We start from the raw sequence: 10,500 nt of genomic DNA on the forward strand, positions 1-10,500 counted from the left end.
CTGCTCGTGCAGGCCCCGCACCCGGCGCTTGATGTCGGCCCACCGCTCGACGAGTCCGGCCGCGCTCGGCGCGAGGCCCGTCGAGCGGGCGAGAATGCGCTGGGCACCCTCGTCGCGTGGCATCAGGTGCGTGCGCCGCAGGCGAGTGAGCTGCACGCGGTGCTCGATGAGGCGCAGGGTGCGGTAGTCGGCGCCGAATTCCGCGCCCGCGCCGCGGCCGACGTAGCCGCCAGCGACGAGCGCGGCGAGGGCGGGCAGGGTGGCGGACTCGCGGACGGATGCGTCGACGTGCCCGTGCACCAGCTCGAGCAGCTGCACCGTGAACTCGATGTCGCGCAGGCCGCCCGGGCCGAGCTTGAGCTCCCAGTCGACGTCCTCGGGCACGATGTGCTCGACGACGCGCTCGCGCATGCGCTGCACCGATTCGACGAAGCCGTCGCGCTCAGCGCTCCGCCATACCTGAGGCGACAGCGCGGAGACGTAGCGCTCCCCCAGCGTGAGATCGCCCGCGAGCGGCCGCGCCTTGAGCAGCGCCTGGAACTCCCACGTCTTGGCCCAGCGGTCGTAGTACGCGAGGTGCGACTCGAGGGAGCGCACGAGCACCCCGTCCTTGCCCTCGGGGCGCAGGTTCGCGTCGAGCTGCCACAGGCCGGGTTCGATCGCCGGGGCATCCGTGCCCCTCATGGTGAGCACCGCGAGACGGGTCGCGACCTCCACCGAGCCCTCCGAGACGAAGATCACGTCGACGTCGCTCACATAGTTGAGCTCGCGCGCGCCCGCCTTGCCCATGCCGATCACGGCGAGCCGTGTCGCTTCGACCTGCTCGAGCGGGAACCTGCCGGGGCCCGCGCCGATCGCGCTGGCGCGCGCGACCGCGAGCGATGCCTCGATCGCGGCGGCCGCGAGGTCGGAGAGGCAGGCAGCCACCGCGTCGAGTCCGGCGACGGGGTCGGGCTGCTCCAGGTCGAAACTCGCGATCTGCAGCAGGCGCCGACGATAGCGGCGGCGGAACGCCGACCAGCCCTCCTCCTCGGTGAGCGCGGCGATGGGCGCGGATGCCTGGCCATCGGCTCCGACGGACTCGAGCAGGTCGCGGCGAAGCTCCGCGGGCTCGGGCAGCGTGCGCACGGGGGCGTCCAGGGCGTCGAGCTCTGCCGGGTGGCGCATCAGGAAGTCGAAGAGCCCCTCGCTAGCTCCGACGACGCGTGCGACGCGCACGGCACGGGCCGGGTCGGAGACGTGCGCGTGCACATGGTCAGGAGCTCTTCGTGCCAGCGCGATCAGGCGATCGAGGGCCGCGTCAGGGTCCGCGACGCGCCGGAACAGCGCCAGCGTCGCCTCGGCCGGCACGCCGACCAGTTCGGGAAGCTCGATGAGACGCTCGCGCGCCGCCGAGAGCTCGGTGAACCCGGCGCGCGCGAGCGCGGTCAGCGACAGCGGCTCGGGAACGCGCATGCGGTCAGGTGCCCGACGGGTCTAGAGCAGTTCGAGGTTGGTGCGCAGCTCCCACGGAGTGACCTGGGCGCGGTAGCCGACCCACTCCTGCCGCTTGTTGCGCAGCACGTTCTCGAAGACCTGCTCGCCGAGTGTCTCGGCCACGAGCTCGGAGCCCTCCATCAGGCGGATCGCCGCCTCGAGATTCGATGGCAGCGCCTCGTAGCCGAGGGCGTTCCGCTCGGCATCGGTGAGCGACCAGACATCCTCGGTGGCCTCGGGCGGCAGCTCGTAGTCCTCCTGCACACCCTTGAGCCCCGCGGCCAGCAGCAGCGAGTACGCGAGGTACGGGTTCGCCGCCGAGTCGATCGCGCGGTACTCGACGCGCGCGCTCTGGCCCTTGTTCGGCTTGTACAGCGGCACGCGCACCAGCGCCGAGCGGTTGTTGTGCCCCCAGCTGACGTAGCTCGGCGCCTCGTCGCCCGACCATAGGCGCTTGTACGAGTTGACGAACTGGTTCGTGACGGCGCTGATCTCGGGCGCGTGGCGCAGCAGGCCGGCGATGAACTTCCGTGCGGTCTTCGACAGCTGGTACTGCGAGCCCGCCTCGAAGAATGCGTTCGCGTCGCCCTCGAAGAGAGACATGTGCGTGTGCATGCCGCTGCCGGGGTGGCCGGCGAGTGGCTTCGGCATGAACGTCGCGTAGACGCCCTGCTCGATGGCGACCTCTTTCACGACCGTGCGGAAGGTCATGATGTTGTCGGCCATGGTGAGCGCGTCGGCGTAGCGCAGGTCGATCTCGTTCTGGCCGGGGCCCGCCTCGTGGTGGCTGAACTCGACCGAGATCCCGAGGTCCTCGAGCATGCGCACCGCACGGCGGCGGAAGTCGTGGGCCGTTCCGCCCGGGACGTTGTCGAAGTAGCCGGCGGCGTCGACGGGTTCAGGACCCCCTTCGCCGAAGCGGGCCGACTTGAGCAGATAGAACTCGATCTCGGGGTGCGTGTAGAAGGTGAAGCCCGCCTCGGCCGCCTTCTCGAGCGTGCGCTTCAGCACGTTGCGCGGGTCGGCCACGGCCGGCTCGCCATCGGGCGTCGTGATGTCGCAGAACATGCGTGCCGTGGGGTCGATCTCACCCCGCCAGGGCAGGATCTGGAACGTCGTGGGGTCGGGGTGGGCGAGCAGATCGGATTCGTACGCACGCGTCAGCCCCTCGATCGCGGAACCGTCGAAACCCAGGCCTTCGGTGAACGCGCCCTCAACCTCGGCCGGCGCGAGCGCGACCGACTTCAGAGTGCCGACGACGTCGGTGAACCAGAGGCGGACGAACTTGACGCCGCGCTCCTCGATGGTGCGCAGAACGAAGTCCCGCTGCTTGTCCATGGACATTGGGCCCCTTCCCTTCCGTCATCAGGCTAGTGGATGGTGGTCCCTAGACTGACGCCATGACACAGGAGAACTCCGCGTCGTCCGCCATGCGCGAAGAAGCGCCCTATGGCGGGGCCCCGCAGAACCTCAAGCGCGTGCGCACTCGGCACTTCCTCAATGCCAAGAAGAGCGGCATCAAGATCACCGGGCTCACGAGCTACGACCAGCTCACCGCGCGCATCTTCGACGAGGCGGGCATCGACTTCCTGCTCGTCGGCGACTCCGCGGGCAACAACGTCTTCGGCTACGAGACCACGCTGCCCGTGACCGTCGACGAGCTCATCCCGCTCGTGCGCGCGGTGGCCGGTGCTGCCAAGCGGGCCTTCGTGATCGCCGATATGCCGTTCGGGTCATACGAGGCCAATACGCGCGACGCGGTGCACACGGCGATCCGCATGATGAAGGAGACCGGCGCGCACGCGGTGAAGCTGGAAGGCGGCGTCCGCTCGGCTGACCAGATCCGACACATCGTGGATGCCGGCATTCCGGTCATGGCGCACATCGGCTTCACTCCGCAGAGCGAGCACCAGTTGGGTGGCCACGTCATCCAGGGCCGCGGTTCCGGCGAGGAGCAGCTGCTCGCCGACGCCAAGGCGATCGAAGAGGCGGGCGCGTTCGCGGTCGTGCTCGAGATGGTGCCGGCGGATGCCGCAGCCAAGGTCACCGCCGCGCTGTCGATCCCGACCATCAGCGTCGGGGCGGGGCCGCATTGCGACGGCCAGTTGCTCGTGTGGACGGATTGGGCGGGACTCACCCAGGGTCGCATCCCGAAGTTCGTCAAGCAGTACGCCCAGATCGGGCAGACGCTGCGTGACGCGGCGGCCACGTGGAAGGCAGACGTCGAGAACGGCGAGTACCCGGGGCCTGAGAACAGCTACTGATCAGCGGTCCTCAGCGGCGTCTTCCTCGGCCCACTTTGCGCTGTTCTCACGCAGCTTCTCCAGCGCGTTCTGAGCCTCTTCGCGCGAGTTGAACGGGCCGATGCGCTGCAGAGCGGGCGAGACGAAGCCCTGCTCGACGGCACCGGTCTTGTCGTTGTACCACCACTTGTGCTCGAGGTCGGGCACCGCTTCATCGCTCATAAGCTTGATCGTATGCCCAAGGATTCCGCCGGACACCTGATCCCTGGACGCGTCTCGCCGCGTCTGAGCGTGCCGTCAGGCATCCCCCGCCCGGAATACGTCGGAAAGCCGAACCCTGCCAAGAACACGCAGGGCGACCTCTACACGCCCGACGAGGTCGCGCTCATCAGGGAGGCGGGGCGCATCGCCGCGCAGGCGATCGAGGTGGTCGGCCGGCACGCGGTGCCGGGCGTCACCACCGACGAGCTCGACCGCATCGGTCACGAGTTCCTCGTCGCCCACGACGCCTATCCCTCGACGCTCGGCTACCGCGGCTACCCCAAGTCGCTGTGCTCGTCGATCAACGAGGTGATCTGTCACGGCATCCCCGACGACACGGTGCTCGAAGAGGGCGACATCGTGAACATCGACATCACGGCGTTCAAGAACGGCTACCACGGCGACAGCAACCAGACTTTTGTGGTGGGCGAGGCGGAGCAGGAGGCCGTCGACCTCGTCGAGCGCACTCGCGAGGCGCTCAACCGCGGCATCAAGGCGGTCGCGCCTGGGCGCCAGGTGAACGTGATCGGCCGCGCCATCGAGGCGTACGCCAAGCGCTTCGGCTACGGTGTCGTGCGCGACTTCACGGGGCACGGCGTGGGCCGTTCGTTCCATTCGGGGCTGATCATCCCCCACTACGACTCGGCGCCTCTCTATGACGACGTCATGGAACCGGGGATGGTCTTCACCATCGAGCCGATGCTGACGCTCGGCGGGATCGCGTGGGACATGTGGGACGACGACTGGACGGTCACGACCCGCGACAAGTCGCTCACCGCCCAGTTCGAGCACACGCTGGTCGTGACCGAGCGCGGCGCAGAGGTGCTCACCCTTCCCTAGCGGCCGCGGCCGGGCCTCGCGATAGCCTGTCGCCATGACGACCCAGGCGAGCTCAGTCATCTCGGCCACCTCTGGCACCACGGCGGCGATCGGCATCGACATCGGTGGCACCGGCATCAAGGGCGGAGTCGTCGATCTCGCGTCGGGCGCGCTGATCAGCCCGCGCGTGAAGCTGCCGACGCCTGAGGGCGGCAAGCCCGACGACATCGCCGAAACCACCAAGAAGGTGCTCGAGCAGCTCGACGCGGACCCACACCTGCCGATCGGCATCGACTTCCCCGCCGTCGTGCAGCACGGCAGGACGATGTCGGCAGCCAACGTCTCGAAGAAGTGGATCGGATTCGAGGCCGAGAAGTTCTTCGAGCAGGGGCTCGGCCGCCCGATCCTGTTCGTCAACGACGCCGACGCCGCAGGGTTCGCAGAGACCGAATACGGCGCCGCGAAGGGCCGTAAGGGCGTCGTCATGCTCACGACGCTGGGCACCGGCATCGGCTCGGCGCTGATCGTCGACGGATTCCTCGTGCCGAACACCGAGCTCGGGCACATCGAGCTCGACGGCCACGACGCCGAGAAGAAGGCCGCTTTCTCAGCCAAGGAGCGCGAGGATCTCTCGTGGGAGAAGTGGGGCAAGCGCCTCACGAAGTACTACCAGGCTCTCGAGAAGCTCTTCTCCCCCGACCTGTTCATCGTGGGCGGCGGCGTCAGCAAGCACTTCGACGAATGGGGCCACTTCGTCGACATCCGCACCGAGATGATCCCCGCGCAGTTCCTCAACAACGCGGGCATCCTCGGCGCGGCGGCGCTTGCGGCGAAGGCGAAGCCGTAGCCGCTGCAGCTTGCCGGTGACGCCGGCGCGATGCGGGGAATGGGCCGGCTGATACGCCGGGTTCTGTTCAGGCCTGCGATCAAGCGAAGCCCTGGACGGCCATCTCTCTCGGCGACACGTTGCCGTGCCGCTCCAGCGGTCTACCCGGGGACGAGACGAGCAGCCTCATGGTCCCCTGTCTGACCTTGCTCCGGGCGAGGTTTGCCGAGCCGGCCGGGTCACCCCGGTCGCTGGTGGGCTCTTACCCCACCGTTTCACCCTTACCGCGAGGCTCGGCCCGAAGGCCGGCTCACGCGGCGGTCTGTTCTCTGTGGCACTGTCTCGCGGGTTGCCCCGGGTGGGTGTTACCCACCGCCCTGCTCTGCGGAGCCCGGACGTTCCTCGGCAGCCCCGGTGCGAGCACCGGAGCCGACGCGACCGTCTTGCCGACCCATTCCTGCCCCGAGTTTACCGGGGTGCGATCTACGAGTTCTCGTCTCTGATCAGGATGGCACCCGAGTCGCTGTCGATGAGGACCTCGTCGGGCGCTGCGGCTCGCACCGCCGAGAGGTCGCTCGGGGCGAGCGTCAGGTTCGTGCCGAGGTTGACTCCCCCGCGCACGGCGGCCGCGCCGACGCCGTAGCGCGCACGCTGGCGCTCGTAGAGGTCGAGCAGCTCCTGCGGAGTCCCCTGCGCGACGACCATGCGATCTGCCTGCGCATCGCTGCGCTCGCGCTCGAGGCGCGCGATCTCGGCATCGCGGGCAGCGGTCAGAGAATCGACGGATGCCGCGAGCTGCTCCTGCTCGGCGCGGATGCCGGCGAGCTCGAGCTCTGCCGCCTCCGCGCGCTCCATGACCTCGAGCTCGGCATCTTCGAGCGTCGTGCGACGGCGCTGCAGCGAGGTGATCTCGGCCTCGAGGCCCTCGATGTCCTTCGCGGAGCTCGACGCCTGCAGCCGGGCGGTGTCGCGATCGAGCCGCTGCTGCACCAGCGCGACGTCGGATTCCAGCCGCTGCTGCTCGGCCTTGGCGTCTTCGAGCCGGCCGGTCGCCTCGACGAGGCGCGCCCGCAGCTGCTCTGCCTGGGGCTTGAGCTCGTCGAGCTGCTTGTTCTGCGGCAGGTTCTTCAGGCCGTGCGCGACGCGCGTGAGTCGATTGTCGTGCTCTTGAAGCCGCAGCAGCTCCTTCTGGTGCGCGGGCGATGCTTTCATCTATCTCTTTCTCTACGGCAGGGTCTCTACTGCACGATGGCGAAGTCCCACGGGTCCGTGCGGACCTCGCTGACGGTGACGGATGCCTCGGGCAGAGCCTCGCGCAGCTGCGCGGCGGCCGTTTCGAGCCACAGCCACTCGCTGGCCCAGTGCGACACGTCGATGAGCGCAGGGCCGAAGCCGAGCCGGTGCTGCTCGCGGGCCTCAGAGGCCGGGTGATGTCTCAGGTCGGCCGTGAGGTACACGTCGGCGGCGCGCACGGCGGGATCGGACAGCAGGGAGTCCCCCGCGCCTCCGCACACCGCGACCGTCTGCACCGGCTCGTCGAACGCCCCGGCGACGCGCACGCCGCCCGCAGTGGGCGGCAGCAGCTCAGCGACCATGCGCGCGAGCCGGCCCAGGGTCACTGCCTCCGGGAGGGCGCCCACGCGGCCGATGCCGTTGCCCTCGGCGCCGGTTGGCGAGATGGGGCGGAGGCCGGTCAGGCCGAGCCCCGCAGCGAGAACGGCGCTCGTCCCCTCGGCGACCACATCGGCGTTGGTGTGGGCGGACAGCAGAGCCGTCTCCGAGCGGATCAGCTTCGCAAGCACGGCCCCCTTGTAATGCGTCTCGGCGACGGACTTGACGCCGAACAGCAGCAGGGGGTGGTGCGCGATGACGAGGTCGGCGCCGGCCGCGATCGCCTCATCGAGCGAGTCGGCGACGGCATCGACCACGAGGTGGATCGACGAGACGCTCTGGTGCGGCTCACCGGTCACGAGGCCCGGGGCGTCCCAGCTCTCGGCGCCCGCCGAGGGCCAGAGCCGCTCGGTGACGGCGAGCACGTCGGAGAGGGCGTACGGCATGCCTGCCAGCCTACCGGCGGCCGAAGGGCCAGAGCCGGCGTCGGCGCGGCGGCTCCTGCTCGGGCTCGGGCTCGGGCTCGGGCTCAGCCGACTCCTCCGCCTCCGGCGTCGCCGCGATCGGCGATGCAACGGGAACGCTTGGCGGCACGGGTGCAGCTTCGGGCGCAAGGTCGTCGATGCCCTCGAGATCGTCGTCCTCGGCGGCTGTCGGCGTCGGCGCGATCTCGGGGGCGGATGCTGTGTCGGGCTGTGGCGCGGGCCGGTCCGCCTCGGCGCGGTCGGCCGAGAAGACGGCGAACACCTTCGTCGAGACATCCGTGAACTCGACGGCCGGCTGCGGGTCGAACGCGGCCGCGGTGGCCTGCGGGTCGACCCACTCGCTGAAACCGGGTGCTGGGTCGAGCGGCGGTTCGGTGCGGATCGACCAGTCGATGGCATCCGCACCGGCTTCCTCGCCATCGCTCGCGGGCGGTTCGGCCGCGGCGAGGCGCGCGGCGTGGGCTGCGAGCAGCTCGGGCGTCACGACGGGGATCTGCCCGGTGCGCTCGATCAGAAGATGCTCGAGCTCGGTGATCGCGCCGAGGGTGTCGCCCGTGCGATCGAGCCTGCGGGTGATGGCGGTGACCTCGGGGTCGTCGGATTCCGGCGGTGCGTCGGTCTCGACGTCGAGTTCTGCGTCCTCGTCCGGGGCGTCATGCGGGATCGGCACCGGCACGCTGCGATCGCCGGACGCGAAGGGGGCGAAGTGGCGCTCCATGGCGGCGGCGAGGGCGTCGTCGTCCATGTCGCTGTCGCCGGAGTGCGACACGCCGTCCCCGTTGCCGCCTTTTTGCACGTGACCAGCCTATCGGCACGGCCTCCGAGCGACCCGAGCGTCCCGGCGTGCGCACGGTGACCGACCTGGCGCTCCGCGCCGTACCCTGGGTGTCGTGAGCGCGCTGATCGAGACTCCGTACGAAGACCTGCTCCGCGACGTCATGGCGACCGGGGCCCGCAAGAGCGATCGCACCGGCACCGGCACCCGCAGTGTGTTCGGTCGCCAGCTGCGCTTCGATCTCGCGCAGGGCTTCCCCCTGATCACCACCAAGCGCGTGCACTTCAAGTCCATCGCCTATGAGCTGCTCTGGTTCCTGCGCGGCGAGAGCAATGTGCAGTGGCTGCGCGACAACGGAGTCACCATCTGGGACGAGTGGGCGGATGCCTCAGGCGAGCTCGGCCCCGTGTACGGCGTGCAGTGGCGGTCCTGGCCGACCCCCGATGGTCGCCACATCGACCAGATCGCACAGGTGATCGAGCAGCTGAAGACCAACCCGGACTCGCGCCGCATCATCGTGAGCGCGTGGAACGTCGCCGAGCTGGATCAGATGGCGCTCATGCCGTGCCACGCGCTGTTCCAGTTCTACGTCGCCGACGGGAAGCTCAGCTGCCAGCTCTATCAGCGCAGTGCCGACCTCTTCCTCGGGGTGCCGTTCAACATCGCGAGCTACGCCCTGCTCACGCACATGGTTGCGCAGCAGACGGGTCTCGAGCTCGGCGATTTCGTCTGGACGGGCGGTGATTGCCACATCTACGACAACCACGTCGAGCAGGTCACCGAGCAGCTGCGCCGTGACCCGTTCCCGTACCCCACCCTGAAGCTGAACCGGAAGCCGGACTCGATCTTCGACTACAGCTACGAGGACTTCGAGGTCGTCGACTACCAGCACCACCCGGCGATCCGCGCCGCGGTCGCAGTGTGACCCGGGCGGCAGCCGGCGCAGCCGCGCCGCTCGCCGTGATCTGGGCGCAGACGACGACGGGCGTGATCGGCGGCGATGGCGACATCCCGTGGCACATACCCGGCGAGCAGCGGCGCTTCAAACAGCTCACCATGGGCGGCACGGTCATCATGGGCCGCAAGACGTGGGAGTCCCTGCCCGAGCGCGTGCGCCCGCTGCCCGGCCGCGACAACATCGTCGTGACCCACAGCCGCGGGTTCGAGGCGCAGGGCGCCCGCGTCGTGCACTCCGTCGACGAGGCTCTCGCCGCCGCCGACCCCGCCAAACAGGCGTGGTGCATCGGCGGCGCTCAGCTCTACGCGCAGATGATCGAGCGGGCGGATCGCTTGGAGGTCACCGAGATCGATCTCGATGCGCCGGGCGACGCATTCGCGCCCCCGGTCGGGGAACAGTGGCGGCAGGCATCCGCCGAGCCCGAATCGGGCTGGAGCATGAGCCCCGAGGGGCTGCGCTACCGCTTCGTCAGCTACTTGCGGTAGGCGGAGGAACCGAGGGACACCGCGGCGGCGATGCCGATGACGACCCCGGCCAGGGCGATGACACCGACGACGGACCAGAGCACTGCTTCGACCATGTCCCCAGTATCTCAGACACCTTGACGAGATCGGCGCACGGCGGTTGAGTGACGACATGTCCGATGCTGCGGGGAAGCGCGTTTACGAGGTCGATGAGGTCGTTCTGGGCTGGAAGCCCGCCGAGTCCGCCGATGCGGCACTGGAGTGGGTGCTGCAGCGCATCGACCGGCTCGCTGCTCCCCTCACCTTGCTGACGGTGCTCGATGCGAAGAAGAGTTACGACGACGAGACGCGCGCGAAGATCGAGAGCGATGCGGCCGCCGTCGCCGACGGCGTGCGGGCGAAGCACCCCTCGATCACCGTCTCGACGCGGCTCGTGGAAGGCGACCCGCCGCAGGTTCTCGCCGGGCTCACCAGCCCCGAAAGGCTCGTGGTCGTCGGCACCGACCGACGGCGCGGTCTCTCGCTGCGCTACGCGTTCTCGTTCGGTGCGCGGCTCGCGGCGCGCGCGAAAGGGCCCGTCGC

Annotated in this window: 12 protein-coding genes and 1 other RNA gene; 6 read left to right on the forward strand and 7 right to left on the reverse strand. The window is 69.4% G+C overall.

Going from position 1 to position 10,500, the window contains the following annotated elements; genetic code table 11:
- Both ACM2XV_RS08825 and glnA read right to left on the reverse strand, forming a co-directional pair.
- Window positions 1–1,455: [protein-PII] uridylyltransferase family protein (locus tag ACM2XV_RS08825; protein WP_487026664.1), on the reverse strand; the 1,455-nt coding region annotated here is incomplete at its 3' end.
- Window positions 1,456–1,476: 21 nt separating this feature from the next.
- Window positions 1,477–2,814 carry a type I glutamate--ammonia ligase gene (gene glnA, locus ACM2XV_RS08830; RefSeq protein WP_344777651.1) on the reverse strand — a complete coding sequence of 446 codons (1,338 nt, stop codon included), beginning with the start codon at window positions 2,812–2,814 and terminating at the stop codon, window positions 1,477–1,479.
- Between the two features lie 92 nt (window positions 2,815–2,906).
- Here glnA and panB point away from each other — a divergent pair, with 92 nt between their 5' ends.
- Window positions 2,907–3,740: a 3-methyl-2-oxobutanoate hydroxymethyltransferase gene (gene panB / locus ACM2XV_RS08835; RefSeq protein ID WP_344778414.1), complete on the forward strand. Its 834-nt coding sequence runs from the start codon at window positions 2,907–2,909 to the stop codon at window positions 3,738–3,740.
- On the opposite strand, the gene ACM2XV_RS08840 is transcribed toward panB, so the two are convergent.
- The gene (locus ACM2XV_RS08840) at window positions 3,741–3,941 is read right to left on the reverse strand and encodes an SPOR domain-containing protein (protein WP_344777649.1); all 201 of its coding nucleotides are present in this window, start codon (window positions 3,939–3,941) and stop codon (window positions 3,741–3,743) included.
- A gap of 12 nt (window positions 3,942–3,953) precedes the next feature.
- On the opposite strand from ACM2XV_RS08840, the gene map reads away from it, so the two are divergent.
- Together map and ppgK are read left to right on the forward strand one after the other, a co-directional pair.
- Window positions 3,954–4,820: a type I methionyl aminopeptidase gene (gene map, locus ACM2XV_RS08845; RefSeq protein ID WP_487026665.1), complete on the forward strand. Its 867-nt coding sequence runs from the start codon at window positions 3,954–3,956 to the stop codon at window positions 4,818–4,820.
- A gap of 34 nt (window positions 4,821–4,854) precedes the next feature.
- A complete protein-coding gene (ppgK, locus tag ACM2XV_RS08850; RefSeq protein ID WP_487026666.1) occupies window positions 4,855–5,646 on the forward strand; it encodes a polyphosphate--glucose phosphotransferase in 792 nt (263 codons plus the stop codon).
- Window positions 5,647–5,682: 36 nt separating this feature from the next.
- Here the strand turns inward: ppgK and rnpB are convergent.
- From rnpB to ACM2XV_RS08870, 4 genes are all read right to left on the reverse strand, one after another.
- Window positions 5,683–6,079: RNase P RNA component class A (rnpB, locus tag ACM2XV_RS08855), an RNA gene on the reverse strand.
- A 29-nt stretch (window positions 6,080–6,108) separates the two neighbouring features.
- Window positions 6,109–6,837 carry a zinc ribbon domain-containing protein gene (locus ACM2XV_RS08860; RefSeq protein ID WP_487026667.1) on the reverse strand — a complete coding sequence of 243 codons (729 nt, stop codon included), beginning with the start codon at window positions 6,835–6,837 and terminating at the stop codon, window positions 6,109–6,111.
- Between the two features lie 26 nt (window positions 6,838–6,863).
- Window positions 6,864–7,682, reverse strand: a complete 819-nt coding sequence (locus ACM2XV_RS08865) for a Nif3-like dinuclear metal center hexameric protein (protein ID WP_487026668.1) — start codon at window positions 7,680–7,682, stop codon at window positions 6,864–6,866.
- A 10-nt stretch (window positions 7,683–7,692) separates the two neighbouring features.
- Complete coding sequence (locus ACM2XV_RS08870; protein ID WP_487026669.1) at window positions 7,693–8,490, reverse strand: hypothetical protein; 798 nt, start codon at window positions 8,488–8,490, stop codon at window positions 7,693–7,695.
- A 169-nt stretch (window positions 8,491–8,659) separates the two neighbouring features.
- On the opposite strand from ACM2XV_RS08870, the gene ACM2XV_RS08875 reads away from it, so the two are divergent.
- The 3 genes from ACM2XV_RS08875 to ACM2XV_RS08885 all read left to right on the forward strand — a co-directional run.
- Window positions 8,660–9,421: a thymidylate synthase gene (locus ACM2XV_RS08875; RefSeq protein WP_344778412.1), complete on the forward strand. Its 762-nt coding sequence runs from the start codon at window positions 8,660–8,662 to the stop codon at window positions 9,419–9,421.
- Window positions 9,418–9,939, forward strand: coding sequence for a dihydrofolate reductase (locus tag ACM2XV_RS08880; RefSeq protein WP_487026670.1), 522 nt, complete (start codon window positions 9,418–9,420; stop codon window positions 9,937–9,939). Before ACM2XV_RS08875 ends, ACM2XV_RS08880 begins: the two co-directional genes overlap by 4 nt.
- 151 nt (window positions 9,940–10,090) lie before the next feature.
- Window positions 10,091–10,500, forward strand: a 410-nt coding sequence (locus ACM2XV_RS08885) for a universal stress protein (RefSeq protein ID WP_487026671.1), incomplete at its 3' end; no start/stop codon positions are given.

It is taken from the genome of Gryllotalpicola sp. CP2-P1, from assembly GCF_057512245.1.